Raw genomic sequence first — 21319 nt, forward strand, 5'->3', positions numbered from 1 at the left:
GTGCCTCGGCACAGCGCATGTCTGGGCGGGAGTACTCCCCGGCTTCAATCTGCAGACCGTAAAGGTTACAACCTAGCCTCCTGCCTCTCACTTCCTCCCTCCTCGCGCCCGCACCTCCTTGCCAGAGACCACAGGCCTGATAGGTTCGGTGCGATCGCAGATCTGGATCAGGAATGTCATGACAACCGCCCTCCCCGAATATTACTTTCGCGTCCGCGAGAACGGCGCCATGGTGTTCCGTCTCGACACGGAGAACCGCAATCGACGCATCGAGATGGATCAGATCGCGGTGATCAATCTCAAGAAGGGAGAGATCAAACCGCATGGCGACCGAAGCCTCAGCGCTGAGGATCTCAGCGCAATCGAGGCCTGGATGGAGGAGCGCAGAACGCTCCTCGCTCAGCGCGAGATGGACGATATTCTACGCGCGGTGGATCACTTGAACCTCACCGCGCAATGGGCGCAGTCGCGCGCCAGTGACGCACAGTTGGAGAGGGTTACGGATACGCTGTTGATGGCCATGCATGACCTGCGCAGTGTCCTGGTCCGCAAAAAGGCGGATCGTCTGGCCAAGGCCGAAAAAGCATCTGGCTAGCACCAAGAGAGAAATCGCCGCGCTGTCCTTGCGGCAATTGTGGTCTCGCCTTTGGGCTCGGTTGCTGGTCTAGACGGGATCGGCCATGATCTCATCCGCGCGCATCTCTCCTGTGGGCGCTGTGGGCACCCGACGCAACGCGTGGAACCAGAAGCGCAACAGCAACAAAACGCCGGCGGTGCTAAGACCGAGGATCAAACCGATCCAGACACCTACGCCGCCCATCTCGGCCCGAAAGCCAAGGATGTACGAGGTCGGAACCCCCACCGCCCAATAGCTGAGCGCGGCCATCACCATCGGCACCCCCGTATCAAGAAGCCCCCGCAACAGACCAAGTGCAATCGCCTGCATCCCGTCCATCAGCTGAAACAGCCCCGCCATCGCCAGCAGCGATACACCAATCGCAAGGATCTCGGTCTTTTGCGGATCTTCTGGATCGAGAAAGAGCAGGATAAGGGGTTCAGGCGCGAGGAAAAACACCATCGCAGTCGCCACCGCGATCCCGAGCGAGGCCAGGGTCACAACAATTGCCCCCCGCACCATATGGGTCTTATCCCCTCGTCCGAGCGCGTTTCCAACCCGGATGGTGGCCGCATTGGAGAGCCCAAGATGCGCCATGAATGTCAGCCCCGCAACAGAGACGGCGATCCCATGTGCCGCCAGCGGCACGGTCCCAAGCCAGCCCATCATCAGGGCAGAGGCCGAGAACAAGCTCACTTCGCACAAGGTGGTCAGGCCGATGGGCAGGCCATGGCGCACGATCTCGCGCATCATCTCCCAGTCAGGGCGTTGCAGGTTGCGCAGCAGGTCATGCTCCGGCAAACGCCAGAGCGCGTAGGCGACCACGGCGACGACCGACACGGTCTGTGTCGCCAGCGACGCAAGGGCCGCGCCCTGAAGGCCCATCTCCGGCAGGCCCAGATGCCCAAAAATCAGCACATAGTTCACGATGGCATTGATCACCGCCGCGAGCACAGTGATCCAAAGGACCACCTGCGTGCGCTCCAAGCCCGCCAGATAGGATTTGAACACCATGACCAGAAGCGCCGGAAAGATCCCCCAGCCTGCAATTCGCAGATAGGTGCCTGCATCAGCCGCCACCTGCGCCTCTTGCCCGGCCGCCAGCAGGATCGTCTCGGAATACCACATCAAGGGCATGGACAGCACGCCATAGACAATCGAAAGCCACAGCCCCATCCGGGTTGCCCGCCGGATCCGGCGATGGTCGTCGGTCGCAGTGGCCGAGGCCACCATCGGCATCACCGCAAAGGCAAACCCAGCGCCGAGGATGAACCACACAAAGAAGAACGACCCGGCCAATGTCACTGCAGCCAGCTCGTTCACCCCGTACCAGCCCAGCATCACCGTATCGGTGAGACCAATGGCAAACTGCGCCAGATGCCCGCCGATCAACGGCAGACCAAGAATGGACACGGCGCGGATATGGCCGCCGTAGCTCATCTGGGGGGTGGGATCTATGCGCGCCATCGTAACGGTCTCCTTCAACACTTCAGCCATTAGGCCGCTCGCAATGTGTCGACAAGACAGTTTGCGTACCGATACAATTGCACAAGGATTGGGCAGAATAAAAACTCTGAAACAGCCAAACCCCACAGCGCCTGTCTGCGTGTGCGACCGCGAGAGTGCAATCAGAGGCTGCGCAGTAACAGCTGCAGACAGAGCGCCAGCACCAGCGCCCCGGCGGCAATCTCGAGGGCGGCCGCCATCTGCGCGCCGCGATTGCCCCCCGCCGAAAGCACCCGCATAAGGAGCCCGCCACGTACGCCAGCGGCGAGAAGCGCGACGCAGAGGGTGACGCTCGCTGTCCCAAGCCCCATCGCAAAAGTACCAGCCACACCGGCCCCGAGCACATCCAGTCTCCAGGTCAGCAGGAGCAGGAACACTGCCCCTGTGCAGGGCCGCGCGGCAATGCTCAGAATGATGGCCACGGCCTCGCGCCAAGAGCGCAGGCTTGCCGCTTCCTGCAGGGTTGGGCCGTGGCGATGGCCGCAACTGGCGCAAACTTCGCCCGGACCATGGGCGTGATGGTTGTGGCCGTGGTCATGATGATCGTGGTGATCATGGTCATGATGCTGATGGTCATGATGATGGTTATGATGATGGTTATGATGCGTCCCGACACTCTGGAGGGCGACAGGCGCATGGTCCTGCGCACCACCTGTCCCTGCAGGCACGTGGTGATGATCCGCATGTGCGTGCGGCCCGGCCTCAGCCGCGCGCAGCCGCCAGCCCCGTCGCAACCCACGCAAGAGCAGATAAAGGCCCAAAAGCGCCATCAGCGCATAAGACACCGGTGCCAACAGATCCTCTGCCGTAGCCGTCAGGCGCTCTCGCCCCCAATCAAACAGCCACACACCAGACAGCACCAAGAGCACCGCAGTCGCCGCCTGCGCCAGCGACGACGCCACCGCCAGCGCCGAGAGTCGCCAGAGCGTCACCGCACTACCAAGACCATAGCCGCCGATGACCAGCTTGCCGTGCCCCGGACCTGCCGCATGAAAAAAACCATAGGCAAAACAGACACCCATGAGCCCCCACCATGCGCCGGGCTGGCCGCCTTTCAGCGCGCGCAATCCCCGCGCCATTGCGTTTTGCGCATCACGCTGCGCCTCGGAAGCCGCGCGCAGGATATGATCCGCGCCGCCAAGCCCCCAGAGCCAGATCGCAAGCGCTGCAAGGGCAACCAGCGTGATCGCCAACACAATCCTTGGGAGGTGCCGCACCCTCTCAGCCCTCACACGCCACGGCGACGGTGGATGCAAACGCGGAGCCAACCTCCGGGAACGCGTCCTCGGCCTGCTCGGTGGGCATCGAATAGAGCAGCTCTTCGACCAATGTGTAGGCCTGATCCAGATTGGGCGGCGTCACCTGCGCGGCGCAGGGCCCGGTGATCTCGACCCCTCGGTTCAGATCATATGCGGTGTAATAGGTCGGATCATACATCCGCGCCGTCACCCCATTGGCCAAAACCGGGACAGGCTCTGTCACCGGGCGCCGATGCCGGGTGATGATCACGCCATCGCGGACCTCGGTGCTCAGATGCTCTGGCGCGCCAAGGCTGAGTTGCGTGTCGCGCTGGGTGAGATAGAGATCGCCCTCGTAGCCATCAATCCAGTTGAGATCAAATCCCTTCAACCGCTCGAGTTCAGCGGGCGTCAGCGCGCCGTCGAAATCGCTGTCGAGCATCATGTCTTCGAAGACAAGAAGCGTGTAAAAGTCGTCATAGACCCAGGTCACTTCGGCAGCTTTGAGAAAGCCCTCGGCGTCCACCTCGAGTTTGAGACCGCTATCGACAAAAATATGCGGGTGCGCCAGCACAGGAAGCGGCGCAGCAAGAACGGCAAGGGTGGCAAATGTCCTGATCATGACCGCGACGCTAGAGAACTGTCTGCAGTGCTTCAAGGGCGGAAACCCCGGCCCCCGCCGGGTGTGCCGGAATTCGCCACTGGCACGTGCAGCGCCTCAGGCGTGACCCCAATCCGTGGGGTCGTCACTGTTGCCGGGGCTCAGGCCGAGAACGTCGCCTTCGGTCGAGCAGCCCAGCCCGAGCACCGTGCGATTGGCATAGGCGAAATAGGCCACCACCTGATTGATTTCGAGGATATGGCCATCGCTCAGCCCTTCTGCGCGCAGGGGCTCGAGATCCGCGGCCATCATCTCGGTCGGGGCCTGCGTCAGTTTCCGGGCATAGTCCATCGCGGCCATCTCGCAGGCGCGCACCGGCAGGGCCTTGATGTCGCGCGCCTCGATCGCGGCGCGGATGGCCTCGGCACGCGCATCGTCCCGCATCAGCCGTTTCAACCCGGCAAAATGATGCTCCACGCAATAGGCACAGCCGTTGAGAGAGGAAACCCAGACGCCGATCATCTCGAGCACCCATTTGGGCAGCTCGTTGCCGCTGTGGTGCAGGACGTTCTTGTAAAGGGCCATATGCCCTTCCATCGTGTGCGGGCGCAATGAATGCGCCATCATGATATTGTCGACATTGCCGCCGGGGCCAGTCACCCGATCATAGAGTTTGCGCAGTTTTCCCGTGGCGTCGCCAAATGCCACTGTCTTGATCCATGCCATCGACAACCTCCTCTGATGCGAGATCCATCCTATTGCCACAGTGTGATGTTTCAATTGTTAAGCGCGCTGGATTTGATCACATTTCGTCAGACCTGTGTTCAAGGTCCCCGAAGCGCTCCATTTGCGTTGACCCGCGCAGACCTCTTTCCCCGCCCGATCACATGCGCCATAATGAGGTCAAACCACATCAAAGAATGAGCAGCGATCCGCACATGGCAGATGACCTTCTGAGCCCCTCTTCGTCTGACACCTATGACGCCTCCTCGATCGAGGTTCTCGAGGGCCTCGAACCGGTGCGTCAGCGCCCCGGCATGTATATCGGGGGCACGGATGAGCGCGCGTTGCATCACATGGTGGCCGAGATCCTCGACAACTCCATGGACGAGGCGGTCGCGGGTCATGCCAACCGCATCGAGGTGGAGCTGCACGCGGATTATTCGCTGACCGTGCGCGACAACGGGCGCGGCATTCCAATTGATCCGCACCCGAAGTTTCCCGACAAATCCGCGCTGGAGGTGATCCTCTGTACGCTGCACGCAGGCGGCAAGTTCTCGGGCAAGGCCTACCAGACATCGGGCGGCCTGCACGGGGTTGGCTCTTCGGTTGTAAACGCGCTCTCGGATTCGCTGGTGGTTCAGGTGGCCAAGAACAAGGAATTGTTCGAACAGCGGTTTTCGCGCGGCAAGCCCTTGGGCGGTGTGGAAAAAATCGGCGCTGCCCCCAATCGGCGCGGCACCACGGTGACATTTCACGCTGATGAGCAGATCTTTGGCTCGCACCGGTTCAAACCGGCGCGCCTGTTCAAGCTCGTGCGCTCCAAGGCCTATCTTTTTTCGGGCGTCGAGATCCGCTGGAAATCCGCCATTGATGACGGAGAGACCCCACAGGAAGCGACATTCCATTTCCCTGGTGGTCTGCGCGATTACCTCACCGAAGTGCTGGGCAAATCCTCGGTTTATGCCGATGCCCCCTTTGCAGGCAAAGTCGAGTTTCGCGAGAAGTTCGGCGAGCCGGGTTATGTGGAATGGGCGATCAACTGGACGCCCTCGCGCGACGGGTTCACCCAGTCTTATTGTAACACCGTCCCCACCCCGGAAGGCGGCACCCATGTCGCGGGGTTCTGGTCCGCGATCCTCAAGGGGATCAAGGCCTATGGCGAGCTGGTCGGCAACAAGAAGGCAGGCCAGATCACCCGCGACGACCTGATGGCGGGTGGCTGTGCGCTGGTTTCTTGTTTTATCGCTGACCCGGCGTTTGTGGGCCAGACCAAGGACCGCCTGTCGACCGAAGCCGCGGCCAAGATGGTTGAAAACTCGGTGCGCGACCATTTCGACAACTGGCTTGCGGCCGATACAAAATCCGCGGGCGCCATCCTTGATTTCCTGATCCTGCGCGCCGAGGAACGTCTGCGCCGCAGACAGGAAAAGGAAACCGCCCGTAAATCCGCCACCAAGAAACTGCGCCTGCCGGGCAAGCTCACGGATTGTACATCCAAGGATCGCTCGGGCACCGAACTGTTCATCGTCGAGGGGGACTCGGCCGGTGGCTCCGGCAAAGGCGCGCGCAACCGCGAGTATCAGGCGCTCCTGCCGCTCAAGGGCAAGATCCTGAACGTGCTCGGTGCGGCCTCGGGCAAGCTTACCTCGAACGCCGAGATCCGAGATCTCTGCGAAGCGCTGGGGGTGGGGCTAGGAACCAAGTTCAACCTTGATGACCTGCGCTATGACAAGATCATCATCATGACCGATGCGGATGTGGACGGTGCACATATCGCGTCGCTTCTGATGACCTTCTTCTTTACCCAGATGCGGCCGCTGATTGACGGTGGCCATCTCTATCTCGCCTGCCCGCCCCTGTTCCGCCTCACCCAGGGGGCCAAGCGCGTCTACTGCCTCGACGAGGCCGAGCGCGACATGTGGATGGAAAAAGGTCTGGGCGGCAAAGGCAAGATCGACGTGTCGCGCTTCAAGGGTCTTGGTGAAATGGATGCCAAGGACCTGAAGGAAACCACGATGGATCCCAAGACCCGCAAGCTGATCCGCGTCACCATCGACGAGGACGAGCCCGGCGAGACTAGCGACCTTGTGGAACGCCTGATGGGCAAAAAGCCCGAGCTGCGATTCCAGTACATCCAGGAGAACGCCAAGTTCGTCGAGGAACTGGACGTTTAAGACCACGTTGGGCAGTGCCTCAATCGCGCTGCCCTATGCCCGCTTTATTCGCATATCTGTGAAAGCACTGTGGGCGCCTGCGCCGAGGAGCAGTCAGCGCAGGTGTCAGTCGTGGCGTGGGTTTCGGTCTGCGTGGATATCCTGAACCCGTTTGGGCCATGTGGAGCGGATATAGGCCAGAATATCCCAGATCTCTTCATCGCTGAGGCTTTCGGCAAAGGCGGGCATGCCGCTGGGAAAACCCGACACTCCGCGCGCAGCCAGAGCATCAGCGCCGCCTTGTTTGGTGTAGTCAAACAAAAGCTGGTTGTCGTGATGCCAGGTATGTCCCGTCTCGTCATGTGGGGGCGCCGGCAGGACCCCATCCGCCCCCGGCGTTTGCCAGTCGGGCTGGCCTTCGAGGTTTGCGCCATGACACGCGGCGCAATAGTCCCCGTATAGCGCCTGCCCACGATCAAGGTCACGGCCCTCAAGCTCGTGATCAGCCATTGCGCCACTTGCCACAAGACAGGTGACGATCGCCAGAAAACGTCTCATTCTCTCTCCTAAGTCATCTATCCCGCGCGGCGCGGGGCTCCATCCCCCCGGTGCATCGGCGAGTAAACATGGCCCGGAGGATGCGGTCCCTCCCGGCCACGCGAATTTTCTGTTTTTCCCGTCGGCTGTGTGGCTGGTCGCTCAACCGGGAACGGAAAACAGGCTGGTCAATGCCGCGGTTGCGCTGAGCACTGCCAAAAAGGCAGCGCCCTCAACCCGCAAGGATATGGCAAGATGGCGCGCAGCCGCACTGTCGCCTGCCGCCATCGCCGGAACAAACCGCAGCTTGTTTGCTGCCGCCAGAGCAAGGATCGCGCCAACAAGCGCAATCTTGGTCACAAAGGCCAGCCCGTAAGCCGTGCCCAGCAACGCCGAGACACTCCCGAGAAGCAAGGCCCCCAACACCGCCCCCGCACCGACAAGTGCGGGCACACCATATTGGGCAATCTGTCCAAAGCGATGGCCAAGCTGCGCCGCCGCCTGCAGGTGGTCGCGCCGTTGGCACAACCAGTGCAATGGCGACAGAACCCCGATCCAGAACGCAACCCCTAGAAGATGCAGAAACAACAGCGCTTGGACGCCGGTCTGCGCGAGGTTCGGCACATGTCCGACCTGCGCAAAGGACCAGAGCAACAAACACCCTCCCGCCAAGGCGCCCCACTCGCCGACACGCAAGAATGCAGGCCCAACCACAAGCAGACTCGCGCCGATCAGCCGGTAGAGCAGCACATCCCCCACCGGGGTTTGCCACAAAAGACCAAGCATCTCGGGATCGGTCATCCCGTCGAGCCCGCCCGTCAGCGCGGCCCCCTGCAAGCTGAAGCCAAGGCCCGCCGCGATCAGAGCGACCGCTCCAAGACTTCGGATTTGTCGGCGCAACAGCGCCTCGGCTGGTGCCGTCTGTGCGACAAAGATCAGCCGTATCATCACCAGACCGGTTGCACCCAATGCCCCCACATACAGGAGCACTTTTGCCAGCATCGCGGCCTGCGCCCAAATATCCGGCATGCTCACTCCACTTCGAAGGTAAAGCCGCCCTGCATCGCATGGCCGTCAATGCTGAGCCCGCGCCACTCGATCTGGTAGGTGCCCGCCCCCATGTCGTTCAAAGGCAGGTTGAACGCGCGATCAAAGCTCTTGTGATCGCCCAGATCCAATTGCACCGACGGATGCTCTGCGTGGGTCATTTCGACCCGCGTGAGACGAATGTCATCCGCAAAATCAAAGCTGATCTGCGCCGGAACCTCCGACATGACGTCGCCATCCGCAGGGGTGGTCGTATCCACTCTGGAATGGGCAAACGCGCCTGAAGAAATGCAGGCAAGCCAAACGATCAGTGCGGTTTTCTTCATTTTCTTCATCCTCAGTTTATCCCGTTGGCGCGCTGAACCGCGCGAATATAGTCGATCACCATGGCCACATTGCCCCGTGTGAGACCCTCGACCGGGGGCATGTCACCAAAGCGCCAGTGATGCGCGCGCACCCCGTTTGCGACGGCGCGTTGAAAGCTTTCGTCGCCATGATGGCTTGGTTCATAGATTTTGTGAATAAGCGGTGGCCCGGCTTCGGGGTTGCCGCCGCCCTGAGCGCCATGGCAGGCCGCACAGCTTGTCTCAAAGATATTGCGACCGACGATCTGATTGCCCGCAAGATCCGGTATCGTGATCGCCGCAAGGCTGGCCGTGTCACCTGAGGGGGACCGCGCCGCAGTCCCTGACGCCTCCGGTCGAAGAAAAACAAAAGCAGCAGCAGCCAGTGCGACGCTGGCACCTAGGATCAGGTATTTCTGGTTCATGGAGTTCTCCTAACAGTCTGAATACAAAGCTAGACGCCATCCGGGGCGTCGCCTTGTTCAGCTGTTAGGTGGCCGATCAAGCGCGGAGGGCCCCTGAGAGAGTGGGGAGAGGTCAATCTGAACCCAGGAGCTCGTCTGAAACGTGAGGGGATGCACCATCGCCGGCACCCCAACCAGCGCAGCGGCCTGGCAGGCCATCAGCGCACAAGTGCCCTTCATGGCCAGATCGTTCCCGGCGCTCGCTTCCATCTGAGTGCTTGGATCGGTCTTTGAAACCAAGGTTTTCTCTGGTCCGCGATCACAGCATTGCACGTTAAGACAACCTGCCCCTTTGGCATGCGCTGCGCTCTCGATCAGAGGTCCGATCAAGAACAGGGCAATCAAAGGGATCGCAAATATGGCGCGCAGGATGCTCACCCAACCTGCCTAGCGGAGTGAGCGCGTTGAAACAACTGTCATGCCGTGGCGCCCGCATGACATTTTCGTGCTGAACACCGGACAAATGCGCAATACATCGCGCCCGTATCATGGCCCGGGTAAGGCGATCGTTGCGCCTAATGCACTGCGCACCCTGAGGCGATCACTTCGCCGGGGTAGACTTCGTAGTTGGGCTTGGGACTTAGATACACCATCTGCACCGCGGTGATCTTGTACTGGCATTTCTCAGATTGCGCCGGGCTGACCGTTTGCCCCCCGACCCAGAGATCCAGCCACGGATAGCCCCGCGCGCCGGTATGACAGGGACCATCTTGCGGGCGCGGACCGTCGCCGCAAGTGTCCTCCACGATTGCATATTTCTTGAGACGCGGGAGATAAAACACTGTCCCAGCGGGAAAATCGAGAATGTCACGGCGCCCTTTCAAAGTGTGGCCTACAGCGAGGGTGATCGGGTCGCGATAAGTGCCAATCCCGCCGGCTCGCCGGTGTTTCACCGGGTGCGAGATCGCGACGGATCCTGGGGGCGTGTTATCCCAGAACCCGTAGCCCGTGATATAGGCCGCAAATCGCTGCTCCTGCGCCGCTGCCTCTGACGGACCGCTAAAACTGGCGATGGCCCCACCGAATGACACTGCGGCCATTCTGAAAAATTGACGTCCAAACCCATTCATCATTCCCCTCCCTTCGGATAGGGGTGAATGAAGCGCGCAAACAGGTCACAGCGGACTATGTTCCGCCTCACGCCTCAGCCCCACACAGCTATCGTAGCACAGCGCAAAAACTCTTCATAGTTGTACACACCTCCAATTGATTTTCCAAAGGTTGAATATGCAACCTTTTGCAGCACGCCCGCGCGTCTTTTTCTGCAGGTTTCGCGCCAGTGTGAGAGGCCCGTTCAAGACAGAACCGCCCGGCTCAGAATGCTGCGGGACAAGCGAATAGCGCTTTGGACAAGGGTTTCTTCACCTTCTTGTCATAAAGAAGAGCCTAGAGATGGAAGGGAGATGACCTTGACGGATCCAGAAAAGTGCAAAGCATGTCGCAACGGCAAAGGCTTCGAAGTCCCCATTTCCATGGCTTTTCATCCGATTGTCTCCGTCGGCTCCGGCAAAGTATTTGCCTATGAGGCCCTGGTGCGCGGACAGGATGGGTCTGGTGCTGGGCAGGTCTTTGAGCAGGTCAATGACGACAACCTCTATGCCTTCGACCAGAAATGCCGCAAGACCGCGATCGAACACGCCAGTCGCCTTGATCTCGGCGACACCGGGTCGCTCTTGTCGATCAACTTCTTGCCCAATGCGGTTTATGATCCCAAAGCCTGCATTCGCCTGACCTTGGAGACCGCAAAAAAGACCGGGTTTCCCGTGTCCCAGATCATGTTTGAGTTCACCGAGGTCGAACGGATCTCTGCGCCGCATCTCCTCGACATCCTCAGCACCTACCGTCGCCTTGGTTTTTTGACCTCGATCGACGACTTCGGCGCTGGATACGCCGGGTTGGATCTATTGTCCCGGTTTCAGCCGGATGTCGTGAAACTCGACGCCGAACTCACCCGAAATATTGATCAGTCAAGCGTCAAACAGACCATCGTGCGGCACGTCATCTCCATGCTGGAGCAGCTTGGCATCATCATCGTTGCAGAAGGTATTGAAACGCAGGGGGAATTCTCCTGCCTCTATGACCTCGGAGTTGACCTGATGCAGGGCTGGCTGTTTGCAAAACCAGGGTTTGAGACCCTTCCGGATGTCCGCTGGCCCGACGCGCTTCGGAGTGTCGAGGAAAGCAAAACCGCCTGATGCCCTCGCAGGCGCGTTGTCCACATCCGGCGTGCGAGCCAAACATGGGAATATAGCCGGCTCGAGGGGCCCCCGAAGTGCGGAACTCTGCGCCAAACGAGTGCCTTAAGAGGTTTCTCTCGCCTTGAATTGCTCGGCCAATTGGTCAAAAACCAGCCTGATCCGACGTGCGGTGTGCAGCTCTGAATGGGTTGCCAGCCAAATCGGAAACGCAAAAGGATCTCGGTCCGGTAAAATTCTCTCAATTCCAGGGGTTAGGGCTGCTACATCATCTGACATGACACTAACGCCAAAGCCTTGGCGCACCAGTTCCCATGACACGACCCCGCTGTGCGATCCGATACGGAAATTTTTGCGCGTTACCGGAATGCCCGCCGGATTGAGAAACCCGATGAACCTCTCGACGTCGCCAAAGCTGACAAAGTCCAACTGAGCCAGCTCTTCCTCGCTTCTGGGCCGTCCGACCTGATCCAGATAGGAGGAAGCCGCATAGAGATGCGCGCTCGCCTGCGCCACAAGCCGCGCGATCAAATCCGGCTGCGTCGGGCGGATGTGCCGGATCGCGATGTCGGCCTCGCGCCGGTGAAGGTCCCGGAGATCATTGGCGGCAACCACGTCGATTTCGAGCCGGGGCGCCGCAAGCCTGATCTGTTTGAGCATGGCAGGCAGTTGATAGGTCGACATCACATCGGACGCGGTGATCCTGACCTGCCCTTCGACAGATTGCGACTGGCCGGTTGCAGTCAGCGAAATCTTGTTCGCGACATCCGCCATCTCCCGGACATGGACCAATAGCTCCGTACCCGCCGTCGTAAGTCGGAGCGACTTGCCGACACGCTCAAACACGGTGACCCCAAGCGCCTCCTCGAGTGCGGCAACCTGACGGCCCACGGTCGGCTGCGTCTGGTTCAGCACGCGCGCGGCAGCCGAGAACGAGCCTTCCTCGGCAGTCGCCAGAAAGGATCTCACCTGGTTCCAGTCAAAGTTGATCGCACTCCAGTTCATGCATAAATGCATAACCATCCTGCGAAGCGGATCAATTCCATAAAACTGTGTTTGGATGTAAAGGTTGCTCTGACACCACAAACAGAAAGTAGAGATATGGCCGCTTCTTCAAAGGATGCCGCGTTCTGGAGCAAGATCTCGCGCAAGTATGCGGCGGACCCGATCCGCAACATGGACGGCTATCTGCAAACGCTTGATCGCACAAAATCCTACCTGAAGCCGGAGGACCATGTGCTCGAGATCGGCTGCGGCACGGGATCGACCGCTTTGCTGCTGGCGCCGCATGTTGCGCATATCACCGGCACGGATCTGGCACCGGGCATGATCGAAATTGCTGCCGAGAAACGTGCGGAAGAAGGGCTCGAAAACGTGACGTTCAAAGTGGCCGAGACGCTCGACCACAACCCTCAGGACGGCGCCTATGACGCCATTTTGGCGCATAACCTGCTGCATCTGTTGCATGATCTTGATCAATCGCTGAAGCGGATCGCGGCGCTGACCAAAACCGGCGGGGTCTTTATCTCAAAGACTGTCTGCGCCCCAGAAGCCGGTGGCATCAAATACGCGCTCATTCGCGCGCTCGCGATCCCGCTGATGCAGCGGATCGGAAAAGCGCCCTATGTGAATTTCATCTCGGTGCCGGACCTTGAGCGTCGTATTGAACGTGCCGGATTCGAGATTTGCGAGGTGATTTCCCAGCCCGGACTGATGCAGAGCCACTATGTTGTGGCGCGCAAACTCTAACGCCTTTCCTGCGCCAGCCGCTGAAGCCCCCGCAACGCAGGCGCATCGCTTGATGCGAAATAGAGCGGGCGGCGCCCCTATCCGAGGCACCGCCCAATGGACTTACAATAGCGCCAGAACTTCCTTGGCTGCAGCTTCCGAAGAGGCTGGGTTCTGACCGGTCACCAATTGACCATCGGCCACCGCAAGAGGCTGCCAATCCGCGACATTCTCAAACTCTGCGCCAAGTTCGCGCAGCTTGGTCTCAAGCAGGAAGGGTACCGCTTTTTCGAGCCCCACAGCCGTTTCTTCACTGTTGGTGAAAGCGGTCACTTTGCGCCCCTTGACGATGGGCTCGCCCTTGGCATCCACAACCTTGGCAAAGGCCGCAGGGCCATGGCAGACCGACGCGACGACCTTGCCGCTGTCCCAGGCTTTGCCAATCGCGGCTGCTGCCGTCGCGCTCTCGGCGAGGTCATACATCGCGCCGTGCCCACCAGGAATGTAGAGCGCATCATAGGCGGTGACGTCCTCGTCTTCGAGGCGACCGGGCTTGGCGAGCAAAGCTGTTGCTACTGCATCTGCGCGAAACCGCGTGACCGAGGCCGGCGCCGCATCGCCAGTTTCGTCGGAGTTCGGATCAATCGGTACAGGCTTACCTTCGAGCGTCACCAGCGTGACCTCGTGACCGGCATCAAGGAACGCGTAGTACGGGGTAGCCAGCTCTTCGTACCACACGCCCGTTGGTTTTCCGGTGTCGGCCAGTACATCGGCTGCGGTGGAGAGGATCAAAATGCGTGCCATGTTTATATATCCTTACGTGGTCCAGTGACGCCCCAGGAGGAGTGTGCGGGGCGCGTCTCACCTCATATAGGCAGGATCAGAAGATCGAGAAATTGATGCATACCATGACAGAAATCGATATTCTGGACATATGACCGTTGATATATCGCTCCTTCGCGTCTTCCACGCCGTTATGGAAGAGCGCAATGTCACCGCCGCCGCGCGCCGTTTGGGACAATCACAAAGCACGGTCAGTGCAGCGCTCGCACGGTTGCGGGATGCGTTGGGGGATGAGTTGTTCCTGCGCGCACGCTATGGGGTTGAGCCAACTGAAAAAGCGCTGCAGATCGCGCCTGACATCGCCGCCGGTCTCGATCGGCTCGAACAGGCGTTTCGCGCTGCAGAACCCTTTGACCCCATTCGCAGCACCCGACGTTTCCGGTTACTGCTGGGCCCTTACGCCGAAGTGGTGCTGGCGCCGGATCTGGCCGAAGCCTTTGCTCAGCACGCCCCCAAAGCCCAGCTTGAGCTTGCGCCGATCGGTCCTGACCTAGATCCACGCAAGCTCGCCGCCCAAAGCTTTGACCTCGCCATTGGCCGCTTTGCACCGCCCCCCGACGATCTTGTGGTCTCGGATCTCTTTAGTGACGGGTTTCGCTGCATAGTCGCCCCAGCCGCTCTGCCCGAGGGTGTCAGTCTGGATCTCGATCTCTATGAGACCCTGCCCCATGTGATCGTCGCGCCCCCCGGCAGATGGCGGACAGGCGTGCACAAGTTGACCGCTGACAGCGGCTTGCAGCGCAATACAGCCGTGGCAGTGTCGCATTTTCTGACGGCCGCCCCGACCGTGGCTCGTATCAACGGGATCGCCACTGTCCCTGCCCGCATCGCCGCCATGGTCGCGGCACCTTATGGGCTGCGCAATGTTGCAGTGCCGCGCGATCTTGGGACTTTTCCAACCCAGATCGCCTGGCACCCGCACCAGCGCAGAGATCCCCGTCATGTCTGGCTGAGAGACCTACTTTTGTCTCTCACCGCGACAAGCACCTGATTTTTCGGAGCTTTCAGCCCCACCACGGTCTTATGGCCGCTTTTATGCCACGCCTTTTTGGGAGCCCCATCAAAGTCGCCAGCGCAATCGCTTCGCCGACGCTGAGCGCGCATTGGGCGCCGACGCGACTGCAAGGACCGCAAGGCCGAATATGCGCAACGCTGTCGATGCAATTCTGCCAGACCGATTGTTGGACTTGGTCGCTGAGGTCCTGCGATCCGTTGAAAACTTTGAACCCTACGCCCCGCACCCGCTTGAAGACAGACGCAAAAAGAATCCTTGCGATCTCATCAAGAAAGGCGTAGGGGTGAGCCGCTAACGTTTCTTCTCTTCGAATTTCTGCTTCCGTGAAAACGGTATCGGTTGGTCGACTTGGATCGACTTTTGCCGAGCTGTCGCAATCACGCGGACAGATTTATTTGGAGACTACGGATATGGCCAATGGCACCGTAAAATGGTTCAACGCAACCAAAGGCTTCGGCTTCATTCAACCGGAAGATGGCACCCAGGACGTGTTCCTGCACATCTCAGCAGTTGAGCGCGCGGGCATCAATCGCATCGACGACGGTCAGAAAGTGACCTTTGACCTCGAAAACGGTCGCGACGGACGCACATCGGCAAGCAATCTCGCGCTTGCTTGAGAACCTGAGCTGGGGAGACGGACAAATGACCAACACCCCGGCAAAGGATGACGACGTCGATATTTTTGCACATCTCTCTGTATCTGCAGCGAAGTCAAAGACTTCGGATGTGATGTCGGCGGCGGATCGCACGACCCAGACAGTCAAGCGTCTCCGAGACGAGGAAGCCGCAGCCAACGCTGAAAAGGTTGCCCGTCTCAGAGCGTTCAGGAAAAAACATACTCCGAAACCAAAGACGTAACCGGGTCTACAAAAAGGCGCACTGCCACCTGCCCTTTTGTGGCAAATGCAGTGTTTCCAGATGCATGCGTCGAGCATTTCACTCTTTTTCGAAAGGGCGTGCTCCGCGGCGCATCGGAAGGCTCCGTGGCGGGGACATCCTCGCCACGGAGGCAACAGACTACTACCCCGATACGACAGCGCGCTCTGTAACCAACGCGGCACGAGATCCGCACTGCGCGCGCATCGCTTAGATCGCCTTTTGCGTGACTACTCCTCGCGCTGCGATGATAGCGACGCACCTTCTTCGAGAAAGCACTGAAGACTGGGGGGATATCTCGGCCCTCCGTTGCCCTCACCTGCGCGCGCCTACATACGCCCCCGCTCATGCGGAATTTCGGATGCGCGACACCACATTGGACGGGCCTTCACGGCACGTCATACCAAATTCAAGATGAGAACATGATAGAGATTTTTTGGGGACCGAAGATGGTCCTGACCGAGATTGAAACCGGAACTCAAGAGGCCTTTGGCACCATTGAAAAGGCGCACCATTGGCTCAGCCGCAAATGGCCTGTTGCAGATTCCGCGGCCCGAGCTGCACTGGCCCAAGTCGAAGCCGCGATGGAATGCATGGGGTCCGTGCAGGACGCAAGATCGGCATTTCAAGACGCCGCCTGCAGCGCCGGGTTTCACATTGCAGATCAAAGCGCGCAGCCTCTGGCGTCATAGACGCAGAGGGCGTGCAAGGCTTTCAGCTGAAAGAAACAGCGGCCCCGCCCTCGTCGTGCAACAGACCGCAAAGGTCAATTGGGATCATTGGGAGGATAAAACCCTTCGTTCCCAATGGCATCCACCGAGACATTCACGCATGCAAATCTAGCTTCGCGGCGGAACATAGCTTGGACGGTGCCCCCCCAACCGGCCCCGCGTGATCGCAGCATTGAACGCCCAGGTTCGTAAGCAGAACAGAGCCCAAGATCGACAAGCGGTGTCGGAGGACTGAAATAAACCATCAGAGTGGATTATGTGGAGGCGAGTACCGGAATCGAACCGGTGTACACGGATTTGCAATCCGCTGCGTCACCACTCCGCCAACTCGCCGCCTTGATACCTCGATGTGGCGGGTGGTGTCCGGCCACTGGGCGTGCACTGCTTTTATGAAGGTTGCCAGCGAGGTGCAAGGGTCAAAACCACATTCCTGCGCGAAAATTCATCCGCAAAATCCACCGCGAGTTCGACGAGCTGAGCCACTCGGTCATCGTCCAAAGCAGGCAAGATCAGTCGACGCGAATTTGCTCGAGCGGGAGATGCGTGGTCGATTTGATCTCTTCCATCGACAAGAGCGCCGTCACATTGTGGACCCGCACCTCTGAGATCAGCGCCTGGTAGAATTTGTCATAGGCGCGCGCGTTCTTCACCCGAACCTTCAGGATATAGTCGATGTCACCCGCAAGGCGGTGCGCTTCCTGAACTTCGGGGCGCTCCTGCAGGGCCTTGAGGAAGGATGCCTGCCAGCTGGCTTCGTGCTCCGAGGTGCGGATCAGCACGAAGAAACAGGCCTCAAACCCCAGGGCCTCGGCATCAAGGATCACCGTCTGATTACCGACCACGCCAGCCTCGCGCAATTTGCGGATCCGATTCCAGACCGGGGTCTTGGAACTGCCCACTTGCTTGGCGATTTCATCCAGCGACTGCCCCGCATCGCGCTGGAGTTCCGCCAGAATTTTCCGGTCCGTCGCGTCGATCCGCACTGTCATTCCAAAATTCTCCTCAAGTCAGGACGCGCGGACCTCACGGCGAAAGGCAGTGAGACATGTGTCCTTATTTCCCGGCCCATATAGCACAGAGAGGGGAATATTTCCTATATCTAGGGTCACGTCAAACACCAAAAAATGGACCGATGGATGCCCCGCGACACGCATTATATCCCGCCCCTCACGCCGCCCCTGCCGGGAGCCATGGGCGTGATGTGTCCGGGTGTCGTAGCCTTTGCGGGCTCCGGTCCCGGCGATGTGGATCTGTTGACGCTCAAGGTGCTGAAGGCCCTTGGTGAGGCGGATGTCATCCTCTTTGACCGGCTGGTGAGCAAGGACATCATGGCGCTGGCACATGAGGGCGCGTTGCTTGAAGATGTCGGCAAAGAGGGCTTCGGGCCATCAATGGCGCAGGAAGAAATCTGCGCGCGACTGGTGCATCACGCCAAACGCGGCCTCAAGGTGCTGCGGCTCAAATCGGGCGACCCCACCATCTTTGGCCGGCTGGACGAAGAACTCTCGGCCTGCGAAGCGGCAGATGTCGACACGCAGATCCTGCCGGGGATTACCGCCGCCTCGGCGGCCGTCGCCGCCATTGGTCAGAGCCTGACACAACGGGGGCGCAATACCTCGGTGCGGTTCCTGACCGGTCATGACATGAAGGGGTTTGCCGACCACGACTGGGCCCAGCTTGCGCGCCGCGGCGAAGTGGCAGCTGTGTACATGGGCAAGAAATCCGCCCGTTTTGTGCAGGGGCGCATGCTGATGCATGGCGCCGATCTCGCAACCCCCGTGACGGTGGTCGAAAACGCCTCTCGCGCAGATCAGCGTGTGTTGGCCACCACCCTGGAGCATTTGCCCGCCGATCTGGCCGCTGCGCACTTCAGCGGCCCGGCGCTCACCTTCCTTGGGCTTGCGCCGCGACAGGCGGCCACCCTTACCGACTTTCAGATGGAGCTTGCCTGATGGCCCGTGCATTCACCCCCAAAGTTGTCACCGCCAATCACTTGCTGGAAGGCGATGTGATTTACCTCACGGCTGAAAATGACTGGACCCGCGCTTTGAGCGAGGCGGAATTGATCACCGATGAAGCGGAGGCGCAGTTGCGTCTTCTGGAGGCCCAGAGCCAGGCTCAGATTGCGGTTGGTGCCTATCTCGCGGATGCGAAAGCCGGGGAACAGGGTCCGGAACCCACTCATTTCCGTGAAGAATTCCGCCGCACCGGCCCGTCGAACTATGCCCACGGCAAGCAGGAAGCCAAACTGGAGGCCACCGCAAATGTATAAGTACAACGACTTCGACTCCGCCTTTCTCGCAGAGCGCAATCGCCAGTTCCGTGCCCAGGTGGAGCGCCGCATCGCGGGCGCGCTGACCGAGGATGAGTTCAAGCCGCTGCGCCTGATGAACGGTCTCTATCTCCAGCTGCACGCCTATATGCTGCGGGTTGCGATCCCCTATGGCACGCTGAACCCCAATCAGATGCGCGCGCTCGCACTGCTCGCTGAGAAGTGGGACAAGGGCTACGGCCATTTCACCACCCGTCAGAACATCCAGTACAACTGGCCCAAACTGAAGGATGTGCCAGACATGCTGGACGCGCTGGCAGAGGTGAACCTGCATGCGATCCAGACCTCGGGCAACACGATCCGCAACGTGACGGCCGACCATTTTGCCGGTGCCGCCGCAGATGAGATCGAAGATCCCCGCCCCATCGCAGAGCTAATCCGCCAGTGGTCCACCGATCACCCGGAGTTTCAGTTCATGGGCCGTAAGTTCAAGATCGCCGTCTCCGGGGCCTCCAACGATCGCGCGGTCCTGAAGGCACATGACTTGGCGGTCAAGATCGTCAAGAACGAGGACGGCGAAGTGGGCTACCAGGTGCTGGTCGGCGGTGGCCTTGGCCGTACGCCGATGATCGGCAAGGTGCTCAATGACTTTGTCGCCGCCGATGACCTCCTGCCCTACATCGAGAGCGTGATCTCGGTCTGGAACCAGCTTGGCCGTCGCGACAACAAGTACAAGGCCCGCATCAAGATCACCGTGCACGAGCTCGGACTGGAGAAGATCCGCGAGCTGACCGAAGAGCGTTTTGCGCAAGTGCGCCCGACCTTTGGCGGCGCAGATCAAGCGTTGTTTCAGGACATCAAGCGCCACTTTGCCGCGCCCGAGTTCCGCAGCGAAGGCACCGAGGCGTTTGACGCCGCTTATGACTCCGATCCTGTGTTCCGCGCCTGGGCTGACACCAACCTCGCCGAACACAAGGCGCCGGGGCATGCGATCGCGACCATCTCGATCAAGAAACATGGCGCCACGCCGGGCGATGCAACCGCCGCGCAGATGTACGCCATGGCTGATATCGCCGAAGAGTTCGCCTATGGCGAGCTGCGCATCAGCCACGAGCAGAACGTAATCCTGCCGCATGTGCACAAGAACGATCTGCCCGCAATCCACGCGCGCCTGAAGGCGGCGGATCTGGCGACCGCGAACATCGGCCTGATCTCGGACATCATTGCCTGCCCGGGCATGGATTACTGCGCGCTGGCCACCGCTCGCTCGATCCCCGTGGCGCAGGAAATCGCCACCCGGTTCGAGGATCTGAAACTCGAGCACGACATTGGCCATCTGCAGATCAAGATCTCCGGCTGCATCAACGCCTGCGGCCACCACCATGTCGGACACATCGGCATCCTTGGTCTGGATCGCGCGGGCGTCGAGAACTATCAGATCACGCTGGGTGGGGATGCGACCGAAACTGCAGCCATCGGCACGCGGACCGGACCGGGCTTTGCCTATGACGAAATCGTCCCCGCGGTGGAGCGCATCGTCGAGACCTATCTGGAGCAACGCGAGAGCGCCGAAGAAGAGTTCCTGCAAACCTACCGCCGCGTCGGCATGGAGCCCTTCAAGGCAGCGCTCTACCCGGCCTCCGAGAAAAAGGTGGCCTGAGGGATGACCCGTATAGATCAGGAGATCAGGGGCCATCCCGCCGCTGCTGGCAGCGCTGAGGCCCTGGCCGAGCAGGTTGCGGCGCTCAATGCCCGCTTCAAACACCACTCGGCCACCTCCGTGATGGAAGGGGCGCTGCGGGATGCGGGCGATATCGCGCTGGTGTCGTCCTTTGGGGCGGAATCGGTGGTGCTGTTGCATATGGCCGCCGTGATCGACCCCTCCGTGCCGGTGCTCTTTGTGGACACGGAACTCTTGTTCACCGAGACGCTGGTCTACCAGCAAGAAGTGAGCGAGCGCCTAGGCCTCAGGAATGTGCATGTCATCAAGGCGGATGACATCGCCGAAAAAGACCCCTATGGCGCCATGCGGTTTTCCGACACCGACGCCTGCTGCACCCTGCGCAAGACCATTCCGCTGCAAAAGGCGCTCTCCGGCTATGACGGCTGGATTACCGGGCGTAAACGGTTTCAGTCCGGCACCCGCGCCGCGCTCGACTTCTTTGAGGTCGAGGATGGCACCGGACGAATGAAGATCAACCCACTGGCCCATTGGGCGCCCGAAGACGTGCGCGCCTATATGGATGAAAACCGCCTGCCCCGTCACCCGCTGGTGGCCAAGGGCTATCCATCGATCGGCTGCGAACCCTGCACCAGCCCGGTCGCAGAAGGCGAAGACCCCCGCGCCGGTCGCTGGCGCAACCAGAACAAGGAAGAATGCGGCATCCACGTTGTGGATGGCAAATTCGTCCGTACAGGAGCTTGAGTGAT

Annotated in this window: 24 protein-coding genes and 1 tRNA gene; 12 read left to right on the top strand and 13 right to left on the bottom strand. The window is 60.1% G+C overall.

What is annotated here, in order from left to right; genetic code table 11:
• The first annotated feature begins 178 nt into the window (after positions 1-178).
• On the top strand, positions 179-595 hold the full coding sequence (locus tag ACZ1HH_RS07900) for a hypothetical protein (protein ID WP_011539063.1): 417 nt from the start codon (positions 179-181) through the stop codon (positions 593-595).
• Between the two features lie 69 nt (positions 596-664).
• Here ACZ1HH_RS07900 and ACZ1HH_RS07905 read toward each other — a convergent pair whose 3' ends face one another.
• The 4 genes from ACZ1HH_RS07905 to ACZ1HH_RS07920 all read right to left on the bottom strand — a co-directional run bounded on the left by ACZ1HH_RS07905 (position 665) and on the right by ACZ1HH_RS07920 (position 4687).
• Positions 665-2083 carry an MATE family efflux transporter gene (locus tag ACZ1HH_RS07905; protein ID WP_011539064.1) on the bottom strand — a complete coding sequence of 473 codons (1419 nt, stop codon included), beginning with the start codon at positions 2081-2083 and terminating at the stop codon, positions 665-667.
• 161 nt (positions 2084-2244) lie between these two features.
• Positions 2245-3339 (bottom strand): nickel/cobalt transporter, encoded by a 1095-nt coding sequence (locus ACZ1HH_RS07910; protein WP_472636321.1) that lies wholly within the window; start codon positions 3337-3339, stop codon positions 2245-2247.
• Between the two features lie 4 nt (positions 3340-3343).
• The gene (locus ACZ1HH_RS07915; RefSeq protein ID WP_472636322.1) at positions 3344-3982 is read right to left on the bottom strand and encodes a DUF1007 family protein; all 639 of its coding nucleotides are present in this window, start codon (positions 3980-3982) and stop codon (positions 3344-3346) included.
• Between the two features lie 96 nt (positions 3983-4078).
• Positions 4079-4687, bottom strand: a complete 609-nt coding sequence (locus tag ACZ1HH_RS07920; protein ID WP_011539067.1) for a peroxidase-related enzyme — start codon at positions 4685-4687, stop codon at positions 4079-4081.
• A gap of 212 nt (positions 4688-4899) precedes the next feature.
• Between ACZ1HH_RS07920 and parE the strand changes: the two genes are divergently transcribed.
• Complete coding sequence (parE, locus tag ACZ1HH_RS07925) at positions 4900-6858, top strand: DNA topoisomerase IV subunit B (protein WP_044027176.1); 1959 nt, start codon at positions 4900-4902, stop codon at positions 6856-6858.
• Between the two features lie 105 nt (positions 6859-6963).
• On the opposite strand, the gene ACZ1HH_RS07930 is transcribed toward parE, so the two are convergent.
• The 5 genes from ACZ1HH_RS07930 to ACZ1HH_RS07950 form a co-directional block, all read right to left on the bottom strand.
• The gene (locus tag ACZ1HH_RS07930; protein ID WP_472636323.1) at positions 6964-7395 is read right to left on the bottom strand and encodes a c-type cytochrome; all 432 of its coding nucleotides are present in this window, start codon (positions 7393-7395) and stop codon (positions 6964-6966) included.
• Between the two features lie 141 nt (positions 7396-7536).
• Positions 7537-8403 (bottom strand): copper resistance D family protein, encoded by an 867-nt coding sequence (locus ACZ1HH_RS07935; RefSeq protein ID WP_472636324.1) that lies wholly within the window; start codon positions 8401-8403, stop codon positions 7537-7539.
• A 2-nt stretch (positions 8404-8405) separates the two neighbouring features.
• The gene (locus ACZ1HH_RS07940; RefSeq protein WP_472636325.1) at positions 8406-8747 is read right to left on the bottom strand and encodes a copper resistance CopC family protein; all 342 of its coding nucleotides are present in this window, start codon (positions 8745-8747) and stop codon (positions 8406-8408) included.
• 11 nt (positions 8748-8758) lie between these two features.
• Positions 8759-9190 (bottom strand): c-type cytochrome, encoded by a 432-nt coding sequence (locus ACZ1HH_RS07945; protein ID WP_416368627.1) that lies wholly within the window; start codon positions 9188-9190, stop codon positions 8759-8761.
• Between the two features lie 554 nt (positions 9191-9744).
• Complete coding sequence (locus tag ACZ1HH_RS07950) at positions 9745-10269, bottom strand: hypothetical protein (protein ID WP_472636326.1); 525 nt, start codon at positions 10267-10269, stop codon at positions 9745-9747.
• Positions 10270-10632: 363 nt separating this feature from the next.
• Here ACZ1HH_RS07950 and ACZ1HH_RS07955 point away from each other — a divergent pair, with 363 nt between their 5' ends.
• Positions 10633-11424, top strand: a complete 792-nt coding sequence (locus ACZ1HH_RS07955) for an EAL domain-containing protein (protein ID WP_416368630.1) — start codon at positions 10633-10635, stop codon at positions 11422-11424.
• Between the two features lie 105 nt (positions 11425-11529).
• Here the strand turns inward: ACZ1HH_RS07955 and ACZ1HH_RS07960 are convergent, their stop codons facing one another.
• Complete coding sequence (locus ACZ1HH_RS07960) at positions 11530-12429, bottom strand: LysR family transcriptional regulator (protein ID WP_472636327.1); 900 nt, start codon at positions 12427-12429, stop codon at positions 11530-11532.
• 96 nt (positions 12430-12525) lie between these two features.
• On the opposite strand from ACZ1HH_RS07960, the gene ACZ1HH_RS07965 reads away from it, so the two are divergent.
• A complete protein-coding gene (locus tag ACZ1HH_RS07965) occupies positions 12526-13173 on the top strand; it encodes a class I SAM-dependent methyltransferase (protein WP_487320233.1) in 648 nt (215 codons plus the stop codon).
• A 102-nt stretch (positions 13174-13275) separates the two neighbouring features.
• Here ACZ1HH_RS07965 and ACZ1HH_RS07970 read toward each other — a convergent pair whose 3' ends face one another.
• Complete coding sequence (locus ACZ1HH_RS07970; protein WP_472636329.1) at positions 13276-13956, bottom strand: type 1 glutamine amidotransferase domain-containing protein; 681 nt, start codon at positions 13954-13956, stop codon at positions 13276-13278.
• A gap of 130 nt (positions 13957-14086) precedes the next feature.
• Here ACZ1HH_RS07970 and ACZ1HH_RS07975 point away from each other — a divergent pair, with 130 nt between their 5' ends.
• From ACZ1HH_RS07975 to ACZ1HH_RS07990, 4 genes are all read left to right on the top strand, one after another.
• Positions 14087-14986 carry a LysR family transcriptional regulator gene (locus ACZ1HH_RS07975; protein ID WP_487320234.1) on the top strand — a complete coding sequence of 300 codons (900 nt, stop codon included), beginning with the start codon at positions 14087-14089 and terminating at the stop codon, positions 14984-14986.
• 434 nt (positions 14987-15420) lie between these two features.
• The gene (locus ACZ1HH_RS07980) at positions 15421-15627 is read left to right on the top strand and encodes a cold-shock protein (protein ID WP_011539080.1); all 207 of its coding nucleotides are present in this window, start codon (positions 15421-15423) and stop codon (positions 15625-15627) included.
• A gap of 25 nt (positions 15628-15652) precedes the next feature.
• On the top strand, positions 15653-15868 hold the full coding sequence (locus tag ACZ1HH_RS07985; RefSeq protein WP_044026798.1) for a hypothetical protein: 216 nt from the start codon (positions 15653-15655) through the stop codon (positions 15866-15868).
• Between the two features lie 440 nt (positions 15869-16308).
• A complete protein-coding gene (locus ACZ1HH_RS07990) occupies positions 16309-16578 on the top strand; it encodes a DUF982 domain-containing protein (protein ID WP_044026799.1) in 270 nt (89 codons plus the stop codon).
• Positions 16579-16876: 298 nt separating this feature from the next.
• On the opposite strand, the gene ACZ1HH_RS07995 is transcribed toward ACZ1HH_RS07990, so the two are convergent.
• Positions 16877-16950, bottom strand: a tRNA-Cys gene (locus tag ACZ1HH_RS07995).
• Positions 16951-17126: 176 nt separating this feature from the next.
• Positions 17127-17606 (bottom strand): Lrp/AsnC family transcriptional regulator, encoded by a 480-nt coding sequence (locus tag ACZ1HH_RS08000; RefSeq protein ID WP_011539083.1) that lies wholly within the window; start codon positions 17604-17606, stop codon positions 17127-17129.
• Between the two features lie 210 nt (positions 17607-17816).
• On the opposite strand from ACZ1HH_RS08000, the gene cobA reads away from it, so the two are divergent.
• Genes cobA through ACZ1HH_RS08020 form a run of 4 tightly spaced genes read left to right on the top strand, consistent with a single transcriptional unit; the run spans position 17817 to position 21314 of the window.
• Positions 17817-18569, top strand: a complete 753-nt coding sequence (gene cobA / locus ACZ1HH_RS08005; protein WP_472637313.1) for a uroporphyrinogen-III C-methyltransferase — start codon at positions 17817-17819, stop codon at positions 18567-18569.
• A complete protein-coding gene (locus ACZ1HH_RS08010) occupies positions 18569-18889 on the top strand; it encodes a DUF2849 domain-containing protein (protein ID WP_011539085.1) in 321 nt (106 codons plus the stop codon). Before cobA ends, ACZ1HH_RS08010 begins: the two co-directional genes overlap by 1 nt.
• Positions 18882-20549 (top strand): nitrite/sulfite reductase, encoded by a 1668-nt coding sequence (locus tag ACZ1HH_RS08015; RefSeq protein WP_472636330.1) that lies wholly within the window; start codon positions 18882-18884, stop codon positions 20547-20549. The genes ACZ1HH_RS08010 and ACZ1HH_RS08015 overlap by 8 nt, the downstream gene beginning before the upstream one ends.
• A 3-nt stretch (positions 20550-20552) precedes the next feature.
• Positions 20553-21314 carry a phosphoadenylyl-sulfate reductase gene (locus tag ACZ1HH_RS08020; RefSeq protein WP_472636331.1) on the top strand — a complete coding sequence of 254 codons (762 nt, stop codon included), beginning with the start codon at positions 20553-20555 and terminating at the stop codon, positions 21312-21314.
• Positions 21315-21319: the final 5 nt, after the last annotated feature.

This window comes from Epibacterium sp. HA2-3, from assembly GCF_055693725.2.

Coding starts and splice junctions, on each gene's coding strand:
- ACZ1HH_RS07900 (WP_011539063.1), top strand. CDS start 179: ATGACAACCGCCCTCCCCGAATATTACTTTCGCGTCCGCGAGAACGGC.
- ACZ1HH_RS07905 (WP_011539064.1), bottom strand. CDS start 2,083: ATGGCGCGCATAGATCCCACCCCCCAGATGAGCTACGGCGGCCATATC.
- ACZ1HH_RS07915 (WP_472636322.1), bottom strand. CDS start 3,982: ATGATCAGGACATTTGCCACCCTTGCCGTTCTTGCTGCGCCGCTTCCT.
- ACZ1HH_RS07920 (WP_011539067.1), bottom strand. CDS start 4,687: ATGGCATGGATCAAGACAGTGGCATTTGGCGACGCCACGGGAAAACTG.
- parE (WP_044027176.1), top strand. CDS start 4,900: ATGGCAGATGACCTTCTGAGCCCCTCTTCGTCTGACACCTATGACGCC.
- ACZ1HH_RS07930 (WP_472636323.1), bottom strand. CDS start 7,395: ATGAGACGTTTTCTGGCGATCGTCACCTGTCTTGTGGCAAGTGGCGCA.
- ACZ1HH_RS07935 (WP_472636324.1), bottom strand. CDS start 8,403: ATGCCGGATATTTGGGCGCAGGCCGCGATGCTGGCAAAAGTGCTCCTG.
- ACZ1HH_RS07940 (WP_472636325.1), bottom strand. CDS start 8,747: ATGAAGAAAACCGCACTGATCGTTTGGCTTGCCTGCATTTCTTCAGGC.
- ACZ1HH_RS07945 (WP_416368627.1), bottom strand. CDS start 9,190: ATGAACCAGAAATACCTGATCCTAGGTGCCAGCGTCGCACTGGCTGCT.
- ACZ1HH_RS07950 (WP_472636326.1), bottom strand. CDS start 10,269: ATGGCCGCAGTGTCATTCGGTGGGGCCATCGCCAGTTTTAGCGGTCCG.
- ACZ1HH_RS07955 (WP_416368630.1), top strand. CDS start 10,633: ATGACCTTGACGGATCCAGAAAAGTGCAAAGCATGTCGCAACGGCAAA.
- ACZ1HH_RS07960 (WP_472636327.1), bottom strand. CDS start 12,429: ATGAACTGGAGTGCGATCAACTTTGACTGGAACCAGGTGAGATCCTTT.
- ACZ1HH_RS07965 (WP_487320233.1), top strand. CDS start 12,526: ATGGCCGCTTCTTCAAAGGATGCCGCGTTCTGGAGCAAGATCTCGCGC.
- ACZ1HH_RS07970 (WP_472636329.1), bottom strand. CDS start 13,956: ATGGCACGCATTTTGATCCTCTCCACCGCAGCCGATGTACTGGCCGAC.
- ACZ1HH_RS07975 (WP_487320234.1), top strand. CDS start 14,087: ATGACCGTTGATATATCGCTCCTTCGCGTCTTCCACGCCGTTATGGAA.
- ACZ1HH_RS07980 (WP_011539080.1), top strand. CDS start 15,421: ATGGCCAATGGCACCGTAAAATGGTTCAACGCAACCAAAGGCTTCGGC.
- ACZ1HH_RS07985 (WP_044026798.1), top strand. CDS start 15,653: ATGACCAACACCCCGGCAAAGGATGACGACGTCGATATTTTTGCACAT.
- ACZ1HH_RS07990 (WP_044026799.1), top strand. CDS start 16,309: ATGATAGAGATTTTTTGGGGACCGAAGATGGTCCTGACCGAGATTGAA.
- ACZ1HH_RS08000 (WP_011539083.1), bottom strand. CDS start 17,606: ATGACAGTGCGGATCGACGCGACGGACCGGAAAATTCTGGCGGAACTC.
- cobA (WP_472637313.1), top strand. CDS start 17,817: ATGTGTCCGGGTGTCGTAGCCTTTGCGGGCTCCGGTCCCGGCGATGTG.
- ACZ1HH_RS08010 (WP_011539085.1), top strand. CDS start 18,569: ATGGCCCGTGCATTCACCCCCAAAGTTGTCACCGCCAATCACTTGCTG.
- ACZ1HH_RS08015 (WP_472636330.1), top strand. CDS start 18,882: ATGTATAAGTACAACGACTTCGACTCCGCCTTTCTCGCAGAGCGCAAT.
- ACZ1HH_RS08020 (WP_472636331.1), top strand. CDS start 20,553: ATGACCCGTATAGATCAGGAGATCAGGGGCCATCCCGCCGCTGCTGGC.